The 19,300-nt window shown below is 41.2% G+C and carries 22 protein-coding genes, 2 pseudogenes and 1 CRISPR repeat array; of the genes and pseudogenes, 10 read left to right on the forward strand and 14 right to left on the reverse strand.

Features of this window, described 5'->3' with window-relative positions; translation table 11 throughout:
• Nucleotides 1–42: 42 nt before the first annotated feature.
• Nucleotides 43–303 (forward strand): hypothetical protein, encoded by a 261-nt coding sequence (locus KSMBR1_RS00395; RefSeq protein WP_157775565.1) that lies wholly within the window; start codon nt 43–45, stop codon nt 301–303.
• 323 nt (nt 304–626) lie between these two features.
• Here the strand turns inward: KSMBR1_RS00395 and KSMBR1_RS00400 are convergent, their stop codons facing one another.
• The 3 genes from KSMBR1_RS00400 to KSMBR1_RS00410 form a co-directional block, all read right to left on the reverse strand.
• Nucleotides 627–1,685 carry an NAD(P)-dependent alcohol dehydrogenase gene (locus KSMBR1_RS00400; RefSeq protein ID WP_099323553.1) on the reverse strand — a complete coding sequence of 353 codons (1,059 nt, stop codon included), beginning with the start codon at nt 1,683–1,685 and terminating at the stop codon, nt 627–629.
• A gap of 148 nt (nt 1,686–1,833) precedes the next feature.
• The gene (locus KSMBR1_RS00405) at nt 1,834–2,025 is read right to left on the reverse strand and encodes a CxxH/CxxC protein (protein WP_197705295.1); all 192 of its coding nucleotides are present in this window, start codon (nt 2,023–2,025) and stop codon (nt 1,834–1,836) included.
• 150 nt (nt 2,026–2,175) lie between these two features.
• Nucleotides 2,176–4,050, reverse strand: coding sequence for an IS1634 family transposase (locus KSMBR1_RS00410; protein WP_099323554.1), 1,875 nt, complete (start codon nt 4,048–4,050; stop codon nt 2,176–2,178).
• Between the two features lie 156 nt (nt 4,051–4,206).
• On the opposite strand from KSMBR1_RS00410, the pseudogene KSMBR1_RS00415 reads away from it, so the two are divergent.
• Nucleotides 4,207–5,007 (forward strand): annotated as a pseudogene (locus tag KSMBR1_RS00415) (IS1380-like element ISCku8 family transposase); the annotation flags it as partial.
• 257 nt (nt 5,008–5,264) lie between these two features.
• Here KSMBR1_RS00415 and KSMBR1_RS00420 read toward each other — a convergent pair.
• The gene (locus tag KSMBR1_RS00420; protein WP_099323529.1) at nt 5,265–5,675 is read right to left on the reverse strand and encodes a hypothetical protein; all 411 of its coding nucleotides are present in this window, start codon (nt 5,673–5,675) and stop codon (nt 5,265–5,267) included.
• Between the two features lie 105 nt (nt 5,676–5,780).
• On the opposite strand from KSMBR1_RS00420, the gene KSMBR1_RS20545 reads away from it, so the two are divergent.
• Genes KSMBR1_RS20545 through KSMBR1_RS22970 form a run of 5 tightly spaced genes read left to right on the forward strand, consistent with a single transcriptional unit; the run spans nt 5,781 to nt 8,760 of the window.
• Nucleotides 5,781–6,053 carry a hypothetical protein gene (locus tag KSMBR1_RS20545; RefSeq protein WP_131493604.1) on the forward strand — a complete coding sequence of 91 codons (273 nt, stop codon included), beginning with the start codon at nt 5,781–5,783 and terminating at the stop codon, nt 6,051–6,053.
• A 38-nt stretch (nt 6,054–6,091) separates the two neighbouring features.
• Nucleotides 6,092–6,544: a helix-turn-helix domain-containing protein gene (locus KSMBR1_RS22965; RefSeq protein WP_164994994.1), complete on the forward strand. Its 453-nt coding sequence runs from the start codon at nt 6,092–6,094 to the stop codon at nt 6,542–6,544.
• A gap of 52 nt (nt 6,545–6,596) precedes the next feature.
• The gene (locus tag KSMBR1_RS00430) at nt 6,597–7,652 is read left to right on the forward strand and encodes a Mu transposase C-terminal domain-containing protein (protein ID WP_230407994.1); all 1,056 of its coding nucleotides are present in this window, start codon (nt 6,597–6,599) and stop codon (nt 7,650–7,652) included.
• Nucleotides 7,653–7,654: 2 nt separating this feature from the next.
• Nucleotides 7,655–8,446, forward strand: coding sequence for an ExeA family protein (locus KSMBR1_RS00435; protein WP_099323525.1), 792 nt, complete (start codon nt 7,655–7,657; stop codon nt 8,444–8,446).
• Between the two features lie 11 nt (nt 8,447–8,457).
• Nucleotides 8,458–8,760 carry a CHC2 zinc finger domain-containing protein gene (locus KSMBR1_RS22970; RefSeq protein ID WP_099323524.1) on the forward strand — a complete coding sequence of 101 codons (303 nt, stop codon included), beginning with the start codon at nt 8,458–8,460 and terminating at the stop codon, nt 8,758–8,760.
• A 32-nt stretch (nt 8,761–8,792) separates the two neighbouring features.
• Here the strand turns inward: KSMBR1_RS22970 and KSMBR1_RS00445 are convergent, their stop codons facing one another.
• Together KSMBR1_RS00445 and KSMBR1_RS00450 are read right to left on the reverse strand one after the other, a co-directional pair.
• The gene (locus tag KSMBR1_RS00445; RefSeq protein ID WP_099323556.1) at nt 8,793–9,329 is read right to left on the reverse strand and encodes a hypothetical protein; all 537 of its coding nucleotides are present in this window, start codon (nt 9,327–9,329) and stop codon (nt 8,793–8,795) included.
• 180 nt (nt 9,330–9,509) lie between these two features.
• Nucleotides 9,510–9,806 carry a transposase gene (locus tag KSMBR1_RS00450; RefSeq protein WP_157775568.1) on the reverse strand — a complete coding sequence of 99 codons (297 nt, stop codon included), beginning with the start codon at nt 9,804–9,806 and terminating at the stop codon, nt 9,510–9,512.
• 869 nt (nt 9,807–10,675) lie between these two features.
• On the opposite strand from KSMBR1_RS00450, the gene KSMBR1_RS00455 reads away from it, so the two are divergent.
• The 3 genes from KSMBR1_RS00455 (at nt 10,676) to KSMBR1_RS00465 (ending at nt 12,371) form a co-directional block, all read left to right on the forward strand.
• On the forward strand, nt 10,676–11,242 hold the full coding sequence (locus tag KSMBR1_RS00455) for a YqgE/AlgH family protein (RefSeq protein WP_099323558.1): 567 nt from the start codon (nt 10,676–10,678) through the stop codon (nt 11,240–11,242).
• 152 nt (nt 11,243–11,394) lie between these two features.
• Nucleotides 11,395–11,847, forward strand: coding sequence for a ribose 5-phosphate isomerase B (gene rpiB, locus KSMBR1_RS00460; RefSeq protein WP_099323559.1), 453 nt, complete (start codon nt 11,395–11,397; stop codon nt 11,845–11,847).
• A gap of 44 nt (nt 11,848–11,891) precedes the next feature.
• Nucleotides 11,892–12,371 carry a TlpA family protein disulfide reductase gene (locus KSMBR1_RS00465; RefSeq protein WP_230408027.1) on the forward strand — a complete coding sequence of 160 codons (480 nt, stop codon included), beginning with the start codon at nt 11,892–11,894 and terminating at the stop codon, nt 12,369–12,371.
• A gap of 664 nt (nt 12,372–13,035) precedes the next feature.
• Here KSMBR1_RS00465 and KSMBR1_RS00475 read toward each other — a convergent pair.
• The 8 genes and pseudogenes from KSMBR1_RS00475 to KSMBR1_RS22580 all read right to left on the reverse strand — a co-directional run bounded on the left by KSMBR1_RS00475 (nt 13,036) and on the right by KSMBR1_RS22580 (nt 19,103).
• Nucleotides 13,036–13,206, reverse strand: a complete 171-nt coding sequence (locus KSMBR1_RS00475) for a hypothetical protein (RefSeq protein ID WP_197705296.1) — start codon at nt 13,204–13,206, stop codon at nt 13,036–13,038.
• Nucleotides 13,207–13,943: 737 nt separating this feature from the next.
• Nucleotides 13,944–14,291 (reverse strand): annotated as a pseudogene (locus KSMBR1_RS22975) (transposase); the annotation flags it as partial.
• A gap of 232 nt (nt 14,292–14,523) precedes the next feature.
• A CRISPR array of direct repeats spans nt 14,524–15,167; the repeat unit is 37 nt; unit sequence GTCTCAATCCCTTCTACATCAGGTCAATGATTTCCAC.
• Between the two features lie 205 nt (nt 15,168–15,372).
• On the reverse strand, nt 15,373–15,648 hold the full coding sequence (gene cas2 / locus KSMBR1_RS00485) for a CRISPR-associated endonuclease Cas2 (protein WP_099323562.1): 276 nt from the start codon (nt 15,646–15,648) through the stop codon (nt 15,373–15,375).
• A gap of 3 nt (nt 15,649–15,651) precedes the next feature.
• Nucleotides 15,652–16,653 (reverse strand): CRISPR-associated endonuclease Cas1, encoded by a 1,002-nt coding sequence (cas1, locus tag KSMBR1_RS00490; protein ID WP_099323563.1) that lies wholly within the window; start codon nt 16,651–16,653, stop codon nt 15,652–15,654.
• Nucleotides 16,635–17,579, reverse strand: a complete 945-nt coding sequence (locus KSMBR1_RS00495; protein ID WP_099323564.1) for a reverse transcriptase domain-containing protein — start codon at nt 17,577–17,579, stop codon at nt 16,635–16,637. Before KSMBR1_RS00495 ends, cas1 begins: the two co-directional genes overlap by 19 nt.
• A gap of 2 nt (nt 17,580–17,581) precedes the next feature.
• Complete coding sequence (locus tag KSMBR1_RS00500) at nt 17,582–17,821, reverse strand: CRISPR-associated protein Csx3 (protein ID WP_197705297.1); 240 nt, start codon at nt 17,819–17,821, stop codon at nt 17,582–17,584.
• Entirely contained in the window at nt 17,818–18,714 is an 897-nt protein-coding gene (locus tag KSMBR1_RS00505) for a hypothetical protein (RefSeq protein WP_099323565.1), read from the reverse strand. Before KSMBR1_RS00505 ends, KSMBR1_RS00500 begins: the two co-directional genes overlap by 4 nt.
• Before the next feature lie 257 nt (nt 18,715–18,971).
• Complete coding sequence (locus KSMBR1_RS22580; RefSeq protein ID WP_261341074.1) at nt 18,972–19,103, reverse strand: hypothetical protein; 132 nt, start codon at nt 19,101–19,103, stop codon at nt 18,972–18,974.
• Nucleotides 19,104–19,300 lie beyond the last annotated feature (197 nt).

A 19,300-nucleotide genomic window follows, 5' to 3' on the forward strand; every position in this document is an offset into this window, starting at 1 on the left:
CGTCCTCTAATACTTATATAGAAATAAAATAGTAAATTTAATATGGTGTCCTCTAAATTCATGTATGGCAAGGAACCACCGGAATGGTTGCTTACAAAGCCTATTCTTTCTCTTTTAGAAACAAAAAATAAGTATCTGGCATATAGGAAAATGGTACAAAGTTATTCCAGGGAAGAAACAAAAATATTGGAAGATTTCCGGCATGGTCTTTTTTTGAGTTCCCGGAAGTTGATTGACCGTATAAAGTCAAAATATTTGGCAGAGAACTTGATGTTGAAATACCTCAAAAACGGCAAGTATTAAGGGGCACTAACCCTGAAAATATTCACAAGAAAGCCGCAAAGATTTTAAAATGTGATACAAACAATTTTTTACAATCCGCAAGAGTAAGAGAAGCGAAGGGGGGGGCAAATCTCTATTGTTGACAAATATGTCATTTTAAAAGATTTGACCCCACAAATGCCACTCATTATAGCAACCTCCTCAATGCATATAGTTAGTATCGCCAAAGACTAATAATTTAATTACTTTCTTAGTGATTGAGAAGTAATGAAAGTTAAACAAAAAAATGACACTATATACCGGTGTACATAATGCCATTTTATTATGAGGAGATATTGCTTCTGTTAATCAATTAATACAACTGGCTTTATTAAATCAGCGGGTTTCTCTTTCATTAGCTGTAAAGCCTCTTCTATCTTGTCAAATCCGTAGAATACATGGGTAACTAATTTTCCTGGATCTAATCTGCTGTATTTGACCAATTCAATTAATCTTTCCATTCTTACTCTACCGCCAGGAGTTAATCCACCATTAATCGCCTTGTGACCCATTCCTACTCCCCATGCTTCCCTTGGTATAGGTATGAATTCATCGCCACCAAAGTAGTTAATATTACCAATTGCTCCACCGGCCTTTAGAATTTTTACTGCATCAATAAGAATGTCACAATTCCCACCAGCTACTATTACTTTATCTGCTCCTCGATTATTAGTCATCTCTAGTACTCGATCTACTACAGATCTCTCTCGATAGTTAACTATATCTGTTGCTCCATAGAATTTAGCGGCTTCAATTAAAGCGGGTCTGCTTCCTACACCAACAATTCTTCCTGCCCCCATTAATTGAGCTCCTGCAACTGACATCAGTCCAACAGGTCCTATTCCTAAAACCACTACTGTATCCCCATATTCTACATTAGCCAATTCCACCCCATGGAAGCCTGTTGTTACCATATCTGTAAGCATGACTGCTGCTTCTAAAGTAATTCCATCTGGTAAAACAGCTAAATTCATATCCCCATCGTTCACGTGAAAATACTCACTAAATACCCCGTCTTTAATATTAGAGAACTTCCAGCCAGCCAACATCCCACCTGAATGCTGTCCAAGTCCTGTGTCTTGTAATTCAACACTTCTCCAATCAGGAGTTATAGCAGGTACTACCACTCTATCCCCAGGTTTAATATATTTAACCTCGCTACCTACTTCGACTACCTCTCCCACACTTTCATGACCTAACACTAAATTCTTTCTATCTCCGATAGCACCTTCAATTGTATGTATATCTGAAGTACATGGTGCGAAAGCAATTGGTTTCACAATTGCATCATATGGACCTGCAACTGGTTTTTCTTTCTCAATCCAACCCACACTACCAATCCCTAACATTGCAAACGCCTTCATTATGATTCCCCCTTGAATAATTAGTTTATATTAATATCCAAAATAGTTTTGATTAGTATCTATTATAGCTAACTAAAGGGTGAAGGGTATAACTTCTTGAAGAATTTGTCAAGTATGTTTAATCTTTTTTTCACAAACAATTTAGATACTATACCACTAAATATTTTGGTGGATTATCACACATGTCATAATGGTTTGGTGATGTCCAGTCTGAGAAAAAACCCTTATCCAAAATATAAATATCCGGTGGCACTTCATAAACATTTACAAATTCATCTATCGCGATTTCAATATGTTCTTCACAGACCACATACATCCCCTTCACCCCTCTTATCTTCATAATATTTATTTCTTAGCCCGACTTTACCTAGTTGAGGAAAGAAGAGCACGCAAACTCGCACGGCATAAGGTAGTGAGCACAGTCTTAATCCAACTTCGACAAGCAGAAATCGTATCTCTTTTATTGCCAATGTGATACGACTTTAGTCCTTCATTTTTCGGCACTACATCTTTGAGTTTTCATGGGTGATTTTATATTTTTTCTGCCTAATGGTGTATGTTTAATTTGTAGTTTATTGTAAATCGTGTGCTGCTTTTCCGTGGGCGCTGTGCAGGTTCTGACGTCAATAACGCAGCCGTCCTTTGTGTTCATGGTCGTTGTTACCCTTATATGGGTGGCAAGGATATTACGAATCGTATTCCAATTATAATGAACCCCTGCGGTTCTTAGCTTTTTTAATATCCCGGCAAGTATGTGATAGGCCAATACAGTGACATGCACGTGGGCAATGGTTGGGGTATCTGTGTGGTGAAAGTTTGGCCGTAAACCAAGGTTGCCTTTCATTGTTTTAAAACTTTCCTCAACAGTACTCAACGACCTATGGAGCTTTGATATCTCTTCCCCGCTAAGATCAAGTCGGTTTGTCCGTAATACATACGTGCCTATGGCTTCTTCCTTTGCTTGCGCCTGAGCATTTTTCTTAAATTTGATATCGGTCGCTTTGCCATCCGTCTGTTCCACTTTGATCGTATATAAATTGCCCACCTTGTAGCGTTCTTTTAACCGGCCTATCCTCTCTATGATCGTATCATATTTTTTCTGTCTTTTTGGCTTCTCTAATCCTTCTTTTATTGCCGAGAGCGCCTCTTCAAACCTTTGTTCTTTCAGGGAAAGGATGGACTTCTCTTTTGACTCTTTTGCCTCTTTTGCCTCGCTGTGGCATAAAAGGAATGCCTCTTCTTCAGTACGGACTAATTTCATGCCCAACGTTGTTTTCCCGTCTGATAACATAATCTTCTCTTCGTCCGTTTCAGGCCAAAAAGTATCTTCAAAAGATTTCTTGCGCGAGACGACCACATATTTATAGCCACTCTTCCTGATAAGCGCAATGTTCTCTTCCGTTGCTATCCCTGCGTCCATAACTATCGTTCTATCATTTGAAAACATACCGTCTTCTTTTTTTAATCCATCCAAAATATCTTTTAGGGTACCAGGCTCCGACACATTGCCCTCAAAAACCTTGCTCTGCTTGGGAAATCCCTCTTCATCAACGGTAAGGGATAGCGTAATTAACGGACAATCATTACGGCTCTCTTTTGATTTGTAGCGCCGGGCCACCTTACTCCCTCTTTTGCTACCCTCAAAATAGGTATTTGTTAAATCATATAAAATCACCGTCTCTTTAAGGGAAAATATCTCTCGCGCCCGCTTTGACAACTCTTGCTCTATGGCGGCATGATTCTCCCAAAGCAAGACTGCCGCGCGATGCAGCGCTTTATCATACAGTTTAACCCCTGAGTCCAACAGCTCTCCCGCCCCGCTTGTTTCAGAAAGCCATCGCACGGTATCACGCTCGCTGCCGGGATGAACCATTCTCCCCACAATGAGCATCTTGGAATAGGCAATCTGGTCATCTGTAAAATCAAGCCCTTGCAATATCTTATCAAACCCGTATTCATTCATTTGGCTTATGGCCACGTGTTCGGCGCCTACGGTCTTTGCATCATTTGTTATCAGGGAATTAATATTCACGTGCTCGTATTGAGCAGGTTCTTCCCCTGCTGATTCACCGCCGGTAATACGTTCTTGCGCCCTGTCCAACCGCTCCTGTCTTATCTGGCTGGCATAATGCCTTGCTTTCGCCTCTATTTCAGGATCTTGAGGAAACAACGTTTTTTGATTTGCTAAAAATCCTTCAATGCAATTGGCAAGGGTCTTCCACTTCTCCTCGGGCAGACTAAGCTGCCCAAGGTTTAAGACTATTTGCTGTCTTGGCCCTGAAGGGGTGCGAATGGATTCGATGAGTTGGTGTTGTATGTAGCTCTTCCCGCCATTCACTTTTTTGATCTTTTCACGGATAAACACACCGGTATTTTACCATGTAAGCAATGGCGCCGCAAGCATAAACAATAATATTCAGGCACTACATTAAACGCCGAAAGCAACATTCAACCATACCAATAGGTTACGACTATTACATGCTCAATTTCTTGCCTTTTTCAGGATAAATTTGTCGAAGTTGGGTTAACGGTACATGCAGGGCTTTTACCGGTATTGAATTTTATGGGTAAGCTGATGTTCCGGGAGAGAGTCCATGAAGCGGTCCATAAGGATCGTGGAGCAAATGCCCGGTATCAGTTTGTCGATGCGGTACAAATGGTAGTGATAGGGTTGATAGCAGGGGCGACATCGATGGTAGAGGTGATGAAGGTGTGTACAGATGAGGTATTGAAGAAGATGTCCGGGTGGAAAGAGGTACCTGTAGATACTACGATAGGACGTATTATGAAGCTGGCGAGTCAGGGAGATATAGTGGAACTGACGGGGGTGATCCACCGGTTTAGGGGAAAGATATGGAAGCGTGCGGTGAGATCAGGCCATAAACTCAGGAGTGCTCTTTGCGAAGTATGGATAGATGTTGATTCTACCGTAGATGGTGTATATGGGAAACAGGAGGGTGCAGAGGTAGGATATAATCCGCACAAGAAGGGGCAGAAGGCGTATCATCCCTTAATGGCATTTATTGCAGAAACAAAGGAGGTATTACATAGTTGGTTCCGCTGTGGAAGCGCCTACACGAGTAACGGAGTAGTAGAGTTCATGAAGGAATGTATGGCGTACATGAATAAGGGGGTAAGGGTGGTATTTCGGGGAGACAGCGGTTTTTTTACCGGAGAATTACTTGAATACCTTGAGTCAATATTGGCGGGATATCTGATTAAGGTAAAGCTGAAGAATCTGGAAGGATTGCTTGAAGGGCAGAAATGGAATGAGGTGAAAGGGGAGCCAGGATGGGAACAGGCTGAATTTTGGTATCGATGTGTGCTACGTCTTAGAATAAATGCTCCAAAAATGCCCAATTAGTCTCAGAATATTTGAGTCTAATACCCAGCAAATGATTTGAAAAATCTTACCCAGCTACCCCGCCTTTTTTTTATCCTGCGTAAGTATTTCACTTGATTTTTTGTTCACGTTAAGAAAAATACATCGTTTACCCCGTTAGAAAGAAGTTCCGTCCGTAAGGCGGAGTAAAGCCTCATTAAATAGTTTGGAAGGGGTTAAAACCACTTCCAAACTTCCTAACGGCGGTTTACTTCCCAGTTCCCCGTTTTCACGAGGACAAGTTTTGTAAGATTTTTCCGGAACATAAAAAACTCAGGGCAGGAGGACCGAACGTTGGGAAACTTCATCCTCCTGCCCATTTCCCCCCTATACAAAGGAGGCAGTGCGTGAATATTATAGAAAAAATCCACAAGCATGAAAAGCTTATTGCGACAAAACAGAAGCCATGCTTTTGTCCAAAGTGCAAGAGTACCCATGTCAATTTCACCCTTCATGAATGCAGATATCGGTTGTTTCACGTTATTATCGACTCCCTTGTTCATACGATAGAATCTTTCCTGGGACGTTGGAAATGTTCCTTGTGCAAGAAGACGTTTACTTCCTATCCTGAGTATGCGCTCCCTTACAAGCGGTACGTAAAGGATCACTGTCTCTCCTTCAGTCAGGCTTATGTCAAAGATGATACAGAAACCTACCGGAGTGTCTCCTCTGCCATCGGATATACTACCCGAACACAGGAAATAGACAACCGCATGCTTGCCTGGTCAACCGTTTGGAGGTGGCTGCGTTTCTTTGGCTCACTGAAATACACACTCCGCAACGCCTTTGACCTCATCAGGCAGGCCGACCCCAACTCTCCGGTTTTTCGCCAAATGTTTCCCATTTACCACGGAAAGTATAAAAGCAAACAACGAAAAACCTCCCTCGATCAATCGATTCAATTGTTCAGCGCCGAGCCGGAATATCACCGAATTTTTGGGCATTCATTTTTCCCCGAACTGGCAACAAAAAGCGGCTGGTCTTGAGTTACAATCACCTCCACACTTAAAAAAGGAGGTGAATTATGAAATCGAAAGACGAAAAATGGGCTTTATTCTGGTGCAATCTTCTGCATCCTGTCATCTTCGGTGAGATTGAGAAGGAGCAGACCAACCTTTTTCTGAAAAAACTCTGCCTTCAGGAGGTCGTATTCCCCAACGGAAAGCGGAAAAGACCCACTATCTCTACCCTCAGGAGAAAACTCAACCGCTACCGCAAAGATGGATTTCAATCTCTTGCAAGAAAGGCGAGGAGCGACCGTGGCGCATCCAGAAGGTTTTCTCCTGAAATTATCGACAAAGCCGTTGAACTCAAAAAAGAACAACCACGCCGCAGCGACGATTGCCTCAACCGCTTTCTTGAGAAATACTATGGGAAAACGATCCCCAAATCCACCCTCTACCGCCATCTCAGACTCGCAGGGGCGACCCGGCTCAAACTCGGCGTCTCACAGCAAAAGGTGCGTATACGCTCTTAGCCGTGAGCATACCCACGACCTCTGGATTGGCGACTTCCAGGAAGGCCCTTTCGTGCTCGTTGACGGCGAGGCGCTTCCCACAAACCTCTGTCTCTTTATCGACTGCTACAGCCGTTATGTGGTCGAAGGACGGTATTATCTCAAACAAACCCTCGATATCCTTATCGATTCTCTCATCAGGGCCTGGACTATCCACGGCTCGCCCAAAGAACTCTACCTCGACAATGCCAAGGTCTACCACTCTGACGCCCTGCGCTCTGCCTGTTACAACCTCGGCATTAAACTCATCCACAGACCACCACGCGACCCTGCTCCCGGCGGACTGGTCGAACGTTTCTTCGGCACCAGCCAGACACAGTTCGAGTCGGAAGTCCGCTCCGGCGACATTATCACCCTTGATGCCATTAACCAGGCCTTCTCCGCTTACCTTGCCGTTGTCTATCACGCAAGAATCCACTCCGAAACCAATCAATCTCCAAAACAACGCTACGACGAGGGGCTTACCGTCATCCGACACGTCGATATGGACGCCGCTCTTGCCTTCTTCATGAAACGCATCCCCAGAACCGTTGACAGAACCTTTGCCGATGTCCGCATTGATAACCGCTTTTACCGTGTTGACCCCAAACTCAGAGGCGATAAAGTAGAAGTCCGTTACGACCCATACGGCGATCTCAAAAAGGTCTTGATCTATTCCGCAAACGGTGAATACCTCGGCTCGGGAAATCTCTACCTGCGCGACCAGGGCGCTGAAACTCCAGCCGCCTCACCTTCAAAACCAAAACATAATTACCTCGACCTTATCACTCAGAAACACAAATCCATTCTCCAGGCTCAGGCCAAAGGCATTGATTACCACCAAATCATCTCCGAACGACCCTGGCCATTCATGGCATTCGTCCAGAAACTCGCACTCCTCATGGGACACAAAGGCTCTCTCTCCGCCTTCAGCTCTCATGAACTCGAATCGCTTAAAAAATGCTACAACCGTATCCCCGCTCTCAACGAATCATTGCTCACGGAGGCATTCCAAAATGCCTCCGTGAAAACCTTACCCTATATCATTCGTGAATTACAAATCGCTTACTCGAAAAAGGAGGTCTCTTAACCATGTTTACTTCTCATTTTTCCATGACTACTCAGCCGTTCTCTGAAAGAATCAACACCAGCCTTATCATGAAAGACGAACGCTTTACCCAGGGGCTTGCACGACTCCAATACCTCTTACACTCAGGCTCTATCGCCGTCCTCTACGGACAGACGGGAGTCGGAAAATCCACACTCCTCAAACTCTTCCTCTCACAAATCCCCCAAAACCTGTTTCTCCCCATCTACCTCCATTTTACCCACCTAAAATCATCCAGCCTTCTCTCCTTAATCGTCTCCCAGCTCGGTGAAATACCAAAACACACCAAAGACCGGCTCTTCCTCCAAATTATGGATAAATCCTTGCGCTCAAATCTCACTCCCATTATCGTTATCGACGAGGCTCATCTCCTGAAAACCGACGCCATCACAGACCTCAGACTCCTTGTCAGCTCTCCGCTTGATTCTTCCACTCATCTCAAAATCATCCTCTCGGGACAGGAACACCTCAAATATATCCTCAAAAGAGACATCCATGCCGACTTCGCACAACGCATCTCGGTACATTACCACATTCATCCCCTTACTAAAACTCAAACCGCTGCATACATAGACTTCCATCTGAAATCTTCCGGCGCATCCGATAAAATCTTTGACTCAGACGTCAAAGACCTGATCCATGAGTTCTCCGCCGGCATCCCAAGGCAAATCAACGCCATTTCCACCGCCTGCCTGATTAACGCTTCCATCAGACAATCACAGAAAATTACCCAGGATATCTTCCATCAGGCTCTTGCTGAAATTCAATCTTTTTAAGGAGGTCTACCATGGCCCGTCTCTTTTCCCCTCAACTCTTGCGCTCATTACGAAACGATATCCCCATCGATCGACTCATCGCTGATGTCCTCTCCATACCTCATAAATACTCCGAAGGCTATTTCCGCTTCCTCTGCCCTCTCTGTTCTGAATTTAATTCCGCCACCAACCCAAATACGAACCTCGCCAGGTGTTTCCGTTGTAAAAAAAACTTTAATACCATCGACATCGTCATGGTAGATTCCAACTCCTCTTTCCCAGATGCTGTCTATCTGCTAAAATCCGTTTTACCTCAATATATTAATTCCACTTAATCTGAGAATTCCAGGTTCATTTATTGTGGGGCTTAGCATCTTAACTCAAACAGCTTTCGCTCTATCTTTGCCTGATTCTCTGACAACCATGACAAATTATCGTACAGATTGTTCTCGTCAAACCCACGCTTCATATCCAGGACGTCACCCGCAGCATGTATCTGCGCCAGCCTTACTGCAGACAGTCTTGACCCCTGGCCTATTACCCTTGCCATTACTTGCCAAAGCGCCAGCTTTCCTTCAAAGTCCTTTCCCAATGCCTCTTCTATCCCTAATTCCTTTGCCACTTGGTACACGCTCCACGCTGCTCCCACAGACAAACCCTCATGGAGTTTCACCGATTCTGACAATGCGCCCAATGCACAGAGATCGTCTTTATGTGCGAGTGCAAGTCTTATCGCTTCAATCTCCAGGGGAGTGCAATTCGACAGATTCGCAATGGTACGTTTCTTGACCTTCCCATCCTCACGGTACGATTCCCGCAGAAGGGTAGATCGATAGATTTTTTTACCGGATTTTGACTTGTTCTCTACAATATGCATGTCCACCATTGTACAGATAACAACCATTATCAGTCAAGTATATTGTCGTATAATAACAATATATTAGTGACTACATATTTATTAAAAATACAGCCTTAACAAACTATGTATTAAGCACTTATGCGTTTTGGCAGGGGTGAACATCCGATATAAACAAGGTGTTTCCCTCTATCAATCCAATCTCTATACAGAATTTTACATTCTGATTTAACACCTGCTTTTTATCGCCTCTTTATTCTCTCTGCGAAATCTCGATATCGTACGGTAATCAGGTTTTATACCGGATACTAACCACATGAAGGATAGATTATGATAGCACGCCCTTTCCAGTCTGCGGGAACTCCTTTCCCCATAGGCATATCCATATACGATTAATTTTAAGAGCGCCCTTGGATGATACTCATGCGCACCGGCTTTATACGCATTGATCTCAAAACCCATTTCCTGAAGGTCTAAGCTCTCTATAAACGCATCATACGCCCTCACAGGATCTTCTTTTCCCACATAATCTTGTATTACCGGTGGAAAAAGTGTATTTTGATCTCTATTCCCTATAATATAGCCAAACAAATATGATTTTAGGAATTTGGCAATAAAATGGCTTTCTAAAAAACAGATTTATTTGACTAAGCATACTATACAAGCACGCCCCTTAATTCCCTCTTTATAGAGAGGACTGGGAGGTGTAAATTTTTCGAAAACCTTATTTGTTTGACTATATATGCCATATTCCCCTTGTCTCCTTAGTTTAATGCAATCATGTGTGATGAAAACAAACCGTAAAATAGGTTTATCTCTTTATTTTACAAGTGGTTATGTTAGCATAAACCATACAGATAGTCAAGGGTTTTTTGACTTTAATTTGTTGATTTATAAACACTTACGTCATTTCACCTATGTCTGGCTAAAACCTGCACACAACGACTACCTGGTGAACGGTTGTTTGGCTGAAGATAGTTTCTTATTCACCTATGTGACCTTTTTAAGCCATAAATGTTTTCATTTGACCCAGTCTGCGGAGCTTTGGAACGAGCGTTTTTTTCATAGAACTAAAGTGTTACGCTTTTTTAGATGAATCGTAACAGTTTGCTTAACAGATAGAGTGTATTCCCGATTGGGATAGTTCAGCAGCGGCAATTCATGGAATTTTTAAAACTAAACTGTTGCGCTGAATCTTATAATTAAACTACAAATAAACCATGAATGAATATAGATAAATACTTTGTATTTCTCTAAAACATACCATAGAATGATTAGTCTATTTGTCAGTTTTATTTCATTTTTGCGCTGTCAGTAGTTTTCAGGTTGCCATGTAATACAAGATTGCAGAAATTCAGATATTTATTTATAGGAATAAATAGGAGTTATGGATAATGGAAATAGATGTTGGCAAGGGATCAATACTTATTGCTAATCCGCAGGGCACCGATCCGAATTTTATGCAGACAGTAGTGCTAATATGCGAACATAGCAAAAGAGGGACATTGGGTTTAATATTAAACAAAACATTAGGGAAAAAAGGACAGGAAATATTTGTTTCTTCTGCCAATACCAAGACAAAGGATAAAGAAATATTTTTTGGAGGCCCTGTCGATACAAACAATATGTTCTATCTTCACGGCAACTTTAAAAATGAAACACATAATTGTGTGAAAATATGTGAAGGGGTTTATTTAGGTTCAAATCAAGGATGTTTCAATGCGTTTATGTCTCGTAAAAATGTATCGGATAATATTTTTCGTCTTTATCTTGGCTGTGCCTGCTGGTCGGGCGGACAGCTTGAATCTGAAATTGAGACGAAGTGCTGGACGGTGGGTACCGCAACTGAAAAAATGGTATTCTATCCTAGCCCGGATAATATATGGTGGAACATCTTACGTTCAATCAGCAGTATTGACCCTGAATTTCCCTATGATAATGCGGAACCAATACTGAACTAAAAAACATTAATATTGAAATTCCTAAACGTTCAATTAGGGCGGATTGGCACGGACAAACTTGTTTGACCGTGCCACCTTGCAACGAATTTTTATTTAAAATGTATAAATCCTTATTATTCATCTTTTGAAAACCTTATTTGTGTGACGATAAAATGAAAATTGCCATTGGATCCGACCATGCCGGTTTATGGTTAAAGAAATCATTTATAGCACATTTTGATAAACCGGAGTACCAGTTAATTGATGTAGGCACATACAGTACAGAACCGGTAGATTATCCTGATTATGCAGAAGCGGTTGGCAGAAAATTACTAGATGGGAGCGCCGATAGGGGTATTTTGATTTGCTGTAGTGGTGTTGGAGCTTCTGTTGCGGCAAACAAGATTCCTGGTATTCGTGCCGGGCTTTGCCACGATACCTATTCTGCTCACCAGGGCGTGGAACATGATGATATGAACATACTTGTGCTTGGCGCATGTATAGTAGGATTAAAACTAGCCATTGAACTCGTCCAGTCATTCTTAGGCGCCACATTTAACGGAGAAGAACGTCACAAGAGAAGAGTAGGGAAAATTGAATCTATTGAAAAACGTTACAAAGGCTAATTACTTAAATTGTATTGTTTATGCTTCTATGAAAGGGGGGGACGGTGAATAATAACGTATTTAAACGTGCATGCCGCAATGTATTATTTATAATGATGTTGTTTTTATGCTGTGAAACAACCTATGCCAATGAAATTAGCCGCATTAATCTTGATGATTTGGAAAATATTATTTCTGACAATAAAGGGAAGGTGGTTCTGGTAAATATGTGGGCAACATGGTGTCCATACTGCAGAAAAGAATTGCCAGGATTTAGCAGTTTACAAAAAAAATACAATGGCAAGATAGAAATTATTGGGATTGCTTTCGATGAAAACGGTGATCAAACAGTACCGACATTTTTAAGAAAATGGAACGTAACATATACAAATTATCTTGCAGGGGAGGATCTTACTTCAGGATTTAGTTTACTGGGATTTCCAACAACAATTATATACGATACAAACGGAAAAGAAGTTAACAAACACATCGGCTATGTATCAGAACAGGATTTTGAAAAAGAGATTAATGAAATATTGGAATAAATCTGATCTGCAGAGATTTTAAATATGAAATTGCTGGAGACGATGTAAAAGGGTTCTTCGCATATAATGGGATTGATATTGTTGGCGTTGTAAATGCCCAAGGGGCTGTTCCTTGTACAATTAGTTAACCAAAAATCGGGAATGCTCCTGTTGTTCAAACTATGTCCCCCGCTGGCGGGGGTGCAGGGGGTGGACTGTATTTCTCCATCGATTCAACTACCCCTTTTATTATGAAAATAAATTTGACCCTCTTTCCCACGCCCAGCAGACTGGTCAGATGGACAATTTTATCCTGTTTCGTGACATGCATTCCCGCAGAACGTAGGAATGAGAAGAAAAATTTATGGCTATTCATATTATAAACCTCCCGAATTTCCTTCGCAGACAATTCCACCCCCTTAATCCCCCGCCAGCGGGGGACAGGCTTGCAGCATTGTTTTGCCCCAATCACACAAACGGTTACAAAAAATCGGGAATGCTCCTGTTGTTTGGGAATGCATTTGTTCGAGAAACTCCGGTTTCTCGCATGTTTGCGGATAGATAGGGAATAAAATCACAGGGTTAAAACAGTTTGTAATTTGTCAAGTCAGACCCTCACTGGAAACAAAGTTTCCAGTGCAATTGCGTTCTGATCTCCGATAGTTTAATAAATTACGCTGAATAGTTACAAGATCATTGCATGTCTTTCTTGCCTGGGTATTGTTGATTTCTGTATGCCGCGGCACAGACGATCGTTTGTTTTGAATTGGATTCCACCACCACTAATGATGACTACCTTCTTGATAAATTCACATCCTTGCGGCCGTAAATGCTTCAGCAGATCATTGCGCTTCATACAACAATTTTTTCTTCCACATATCACTTCCTACGGGAGCATTCCTGATTTTTGGAAAACAAAAATGCTCGTTCCCAAACTCCGGTTTGGGAACGTAATTGCGTTGGAAGCTCTAGCTTCCATTTAGCCGGCAAGCGAAGCTTCGTGTATTATTCGATTCAAAAGAGGTTTCCAAATATCTTGGGTAACATACTGAAAAGCCTCCAAGCTGACATCATGGGTTCATTCCCTTTTCCATTCGAAGCTGGAGCTTCTCAAACAATCCCGTTCCCAAGCCGGAGCTTTGGGAGCGAGCGGTTTTTTTCACGGGAATGCATCCGTTAAGAATTATTGTAACACTTTGGTTTTAAAAAAAACGTATTACCGATAAGCTCCGTAGGAGCAACCTGTTTGTAGATAGAATACCATAACAGATCGTAGAGACAGGTTTGAAACCTGTCTCTATAATCAGGAGCGGCCTGTCTTCCTGTCAATCATATACAGGCCGCTCCTACGGAGCTATTTACCTGTTGAATTTTATTGCGCTACAAACAGACCGCACCCAAAGGGGCTACATTGTTTTTTATATCCCCTTGAATTTTTCAAATAACTAAGGTGTTGAGAATTATTTTATTAAAAACAACCCCCCCTTTTTCCCCCTTTATTAAGGGATACTTTTCTGGCAGGTTGCTTAACTTAATGACATTGGTTTGCAAACCTGAACCTGCCGGGAGTCGTGTGATGTTTATGCTGAATAGTTACTCAAAATGGGAAAGAACTGACGTTGTAAGCAACCACTTTGGTGGTTTTTTGCCATAGGCACACACGGGATAACTACTCCACGGATAATCTGCCAACCGCCTGACTATTTTGGCTCGTAAAGGATTCCTGTGTATATAGCGGGAAAGACACATCTGGTATTCATCCTTTTCAACAAGAAAGGTTTTGAATCGTCCCTGGAAAAGGTGCCAAATTCGCTTGTGTTTTAAATTATACCGGTGCGTGTACGTAGTTCCAAACCATTGCATACATTGAAAAATATTGGGTTTATTGGTTTTGAGGAGTAAATGATAATGGTTATCCATGAGAACATAGGCATATACTTCAACCTCAAACCGTTCCTATATGTTTCCCAAAATATCGAGAAACGAAATACGATCGTCATTGTCATGGAAAATATTCCTTCGCTCATTTCCCCGTGATAAGATGTGATAGTAAGTCCCCTTCAAATTCTATGCGCCATGGCCTTGTCATGGCAGCCAAGATATAAAAATTGCCTTTTATTATCAACAAATTAATCACCAATCAAGGTGTGACCCTCGCCCTTTTAATTGAAGCGTCTCAATCCCTTCTACATCAGGTCAATGATTTCCACCGACAAAATCAAGTACATAAGGAGCTGCTCTTTGGAGTCTCAATCCCTTCTACATCAGGTCAATGATTTCCACGCAATTGTGTCGGCGATGAGCTATTCCCGGTAACAATGACCGTCTCAATCCCTTCTACATCAGGTCAATGATTTCCACAAAATGGGTATGCTCCTCATCAAGCATTCTCAATCAAGGTTGTCTCAATCCCTTCTACATCAGGTCAATGATTTCCACGTGGAATGACGCGTGGCTTAGTAACAAGGACTGCGACGTCTCAATCCCTTCTACATCAGGTCAATGATTTCCACGGCAAACTGGAGGTGCTGGTCGGAGGGCAAAAGACACTGTCTCAATCCCTTCTACATCAGGTCAATGATTTCCACCGTTTAGTTGTATCGTGCGCGCGCACGGATACTTTTTTGTCTCAATCCCTTCTACATCAGGTCAATGATTTCCACGTATTAATATGTTAGACGGCGTTAACGAGGTATTTACCGTCTCAATCCCTTCTACATCAGGTCAATGATTTCCACAAAAGCACCTGCGATAGTAGCTAAAGCACCCGGCAACATAGCGTCTCAATCCCTTCTACATCAGGTCAATGATTTCCACAGCGGCATATGTAACTTTAGAATTAACAACTACTTGCAAGGCCATTTCCTGTAACCTCCACAATCTGTAATCATTACACATCGAAATTTTCATCCTTTCCATTAAAAAATTGTCTTAACCTCTTAAAACACAATCGATTATGATTTTCCTGTAACCACCCCCTTTTTAGCTATGTTTTAAAAATCCGCTAAATGCTTATCACACTTTAAATTACGTATATATTTTCAATCTTTGAGACCTTTCCCTTTCCCATTACTTCTATCCTTTTTTCACACCCGGCACAAATAGAATAAATACGGATACTGTCGTCTTCTGCGATTATAATCTCCTGTATTCTTTTTATCATTTTGCCTAAAAGCTTCTCATCCAAAATACATTCAAATACACTATACTGCACCCGGTCGCCAAAGTCTTCCAGGATTTTTGCGAGCTTTGTCCTTCTTCTTGTTTCCGGAATATCATAGGAAACCAAATAAAACATTGGTTATATCTCCATTACAAATGAAGTATAAGGAATATTATTTTGTATATGAGACGCTAAATTCTCCGCTTGTATGCGAAAACATTTTCTGAAGGTGGTGTTTTCTTTTTGTTGCGGATGAAGAAATTCCCTGTTTATCATTGTTTCATATTCCACAAAATACCGTTTCAATGGCTCTCGTTTCAAATACACCCCTCCCGTACTCGGATTAGCATAGAAATCTTCCTCGCAAAATATCCGGTTATTGATAAGATTCAGGGTGATACGATCTGCAATGGGGGCACGAAACTCCTCCATCAAGTCAGACGCAAGGGAAGATCTGCCATAATCAATTCCATGATAATATCCAAGATAAGGATCAAAGCCCAGCCCGTCAAGGAGCGAGGATATTTCATTAAAAATCATCGTATAATTTAATGAAAGCAATGCATTCACGGGATCAGTTGACGGGTACTTTTTCCGTCCTGGAAAAGCAAATGCAGAAAGGATCATTTTCCCAAAAGACGTAAAATATACCCTGGCGGCATTTCCCTCTATACCAAAAAGCTGGCTGATGTTCGCCGCTGATTCCACTTCATTTAATCGCAGGGAAAGGTCGTCCATTTCTACATCAAAGCTATTGCGGGGGTGATTATACGAAAACGACCGTACCAGTTGTATACAATTTTGTATCTTCCCGCAAACAATTACTTTTGCAAAAGCCAGCCGAAAGTCGTCATTCCAATATTGTTTAAACTGTTGAACACGAAGGGTAATATTTTTGGTGTAAGGGGAGGTTATCTGTCCAATGAGTTTCCCTGTTCTCGTGAGAATAGCCATTTCTATTCCATGCTCAAAGAGTTCGTGTACCGCTTGTGTGGTAAACTGTACATTTCCAAATATGAGAACGGCGTCTATTTTATGGCATTGCACTTCAAGAAGCACTTTGTCATCCTTTTCAATAATTAACCGGTCACCGCTTTTCCGTAAAATGGAATTCTGTTCAGTCAGGTAGAGGTTTGCCATATTTTCCCTTGCTTTCTTTGCTTAAAATAAACTTCAAGGTCTAATGGTTTTGGAAAGAACAACACCTTCCGTTCCTTCTTTGGCCGGTCGAAAGGCACCATGATCATACTCTTTACAAAAATAACTCCCAGGAATTTAAAACCCTGGTCAAAGTTAATCACCTGTTCTTCATCCAGTTCTAAAAGAAGTTTTTCCAATATTTTCTTTGTTAATTTGAGTGATTCTTTTGCCATTCCGGAATTTTTGCAAAGGATGATGAAATCATCTGAAAATCGCACAAGCTTATATCCGTTACGAGTAAGTTCTTCATCGAATTCATCAAGATACAGATTTGCAAGAATCGGGGAGATGGGTGAACCTTGCGGAATCCCTTTTTTTAATGTGGTTACCGTTTTTCCATCCCATACTTCACCTTTTAGCCAGAGCCCTACCAGGTTTTGAATACATGGATCGTGAATATAACATTTGAATTTTAACAGGAGCAATGAATAATCCACACTATCGAAAAACGCATCGATATCTGCATCCACAACCCACTGATAACCCTGTTCATAATACTCCCTGACTTTATAAACCGCCTGTTTTACGGAACGGCCTTTCCGGTAGGCAAAGCTGCACTCTTCAAATTCTTTCTCAAGAACAGGTTCAATGAGTTGCAATACGGCTGCCTGTACTATCCGGTCTCTCACTGAAGGGATGCACAATGCCCTGGCCTCTCCGTTTCCCTTATCAACCAGGATTCTTAAAAGAGGGAGAGGAAAGTACGTTTGTTCCGTAAGCTCCTTGCGCATAATTCTTAGATTCAGATCAAGGTTTCCCTCATAACGTTCGATAGTAACACCATCCGCGCCTGCACAACCGTGATTTTCCTTAACGGCATCAAAGGCGGAATATAACGCTGAGAGATTTAATGCAAATTCCTTCATACTCAAAATGGGTCATGGTCAAATATGACAACATCACCGGTAACAGGTGATCGATATATCAATTTCTTCGCTTTTCCGTGCAAAGCATGTGCAACCGCCAGGTAAAGCCAGACAGGGGCACTACCGGTCAAAATAACTTCGTCTCCTTCGCCGGCGAGATTCATACATTTGCCTAAATATTCATCTAAATTTGAAAGTTTAGCAACATTATCAAAAACCGTTGAGAGATCAATAATAATCACGAATCCAGCTCCCCACTATCAGCAGAAGAAAGGAGAACATCATAACTCACCACATGCCATGGTAAATTTGTTTGAACATATTGCAATTTGATTTTCAAATTAAAGGTCATTGAAGCGCCTATAACACTTGTTGGTTTTTGACCTCCCGTAATATCGATCATAATTTCTTCTTCTTTATATTTATTTTTCTTAAATTCACTGAGCAAAAACCATAGTGCGTGTGAGAGCCTGTCAAATTCTTCAAAATCAAAACCTTGATAACCATTTATTGTTACATCAGGAGAAAGTTGCAATAGTTTGTTTGTGTCCCCTTTTCGTGCTAATAGATAAAAACGAATCTGTCTAAAAGAATTATATTTTTCGCAAAGATGAAGAAACATATATACTTGATTGATAGATTCCGGTGAACAAATAAGAGTAACGGTTTCCAGAATACCCATATGATGCCGTATTGCCCTGAGCGGCATTTCCCATTTCCACAAAATTGGGTGTTGTGGTTCTTGTTTTAATAGTTCAATGGTTTCTATATCTTTATCTATTTCATAAATAAGGTGTAAACCCTTCGGAATTCCGTTTGTTTCCTCAAGTTTCTTCGGAAGATTTGAAAGGAAAAGAACAAGGTGTTTCCTTTTTTCAGGATTTTCATCATATGAAAAATATCGGGTACGAGGCCTGAAGAAAACATTTCTCTTTCTATACAATAGATAGGCCATAGAGAAAAAGAAAACAACAGAGACAATTTTTAACAATCGATGCAACATTATATTTTCTTTCGTCAGATATTCAAAAAAATCCCAAAAAACTTCGGTCGCCCATCCCGCGCTTAATAATACACATAGAGTAATAATAAACGGCGATAATTCTTTTATTCTTGTTTGTATCTTTCCTCTCATTAGATTCGATTATCTCCATTATTTGAATAAATACGGAAGGTAATGTTTCGTGCTCCTTCTGTTAAACCCTTGGCGGTGTTAGCGCTTATTGAACCAACCGATCTTAAGAGTTAATCAATTAAATTATATGCACCTCTACCACGGGGAAATTTCTCAACATCAATCAGTGCCAATAAATATAAATTGTGTGCCTCCTGCCATACTTTCAATTCGGTAAAATGATGCAGTATGTTTTTATGCGTATTTTTGTTCATCTGTCATCTGGCCACTCGCCTCTGGTAACTGTGTTCTGTCCCTACGACAACAGGCCAAACAAATGCAATGTTCAATTGTGAATGAAGAATTATCAATTCGTATCTTTCTGTATCCTTCGATTCATCATTGTTCATTCTCCATTCCTAATTAATTTCTAGCCCCTTATTCATCAGGTCAATGTTTCCTAGGGTACCCTTTTTAACATCAATAAAGACAGCCACTTATAAGGCCAATTCCTGTTATCATCCCCTTTTTTTACGATAAAAAAAATTCGTTAACCTATTATAAAATAAGGTTTTATATATAATTTTAGCCAATTTCTCACAAAAAC

This window comes from Candidatus Kuenenia stuttgartiensis (genome assembly GCF_900232105.1).
Lineage (GTDB): Bacteria > Planctomycetota > Brocadiia > Brocadiales > Brocadiaceae > Kuenenia > Kuenenia stuttgartiensis_A.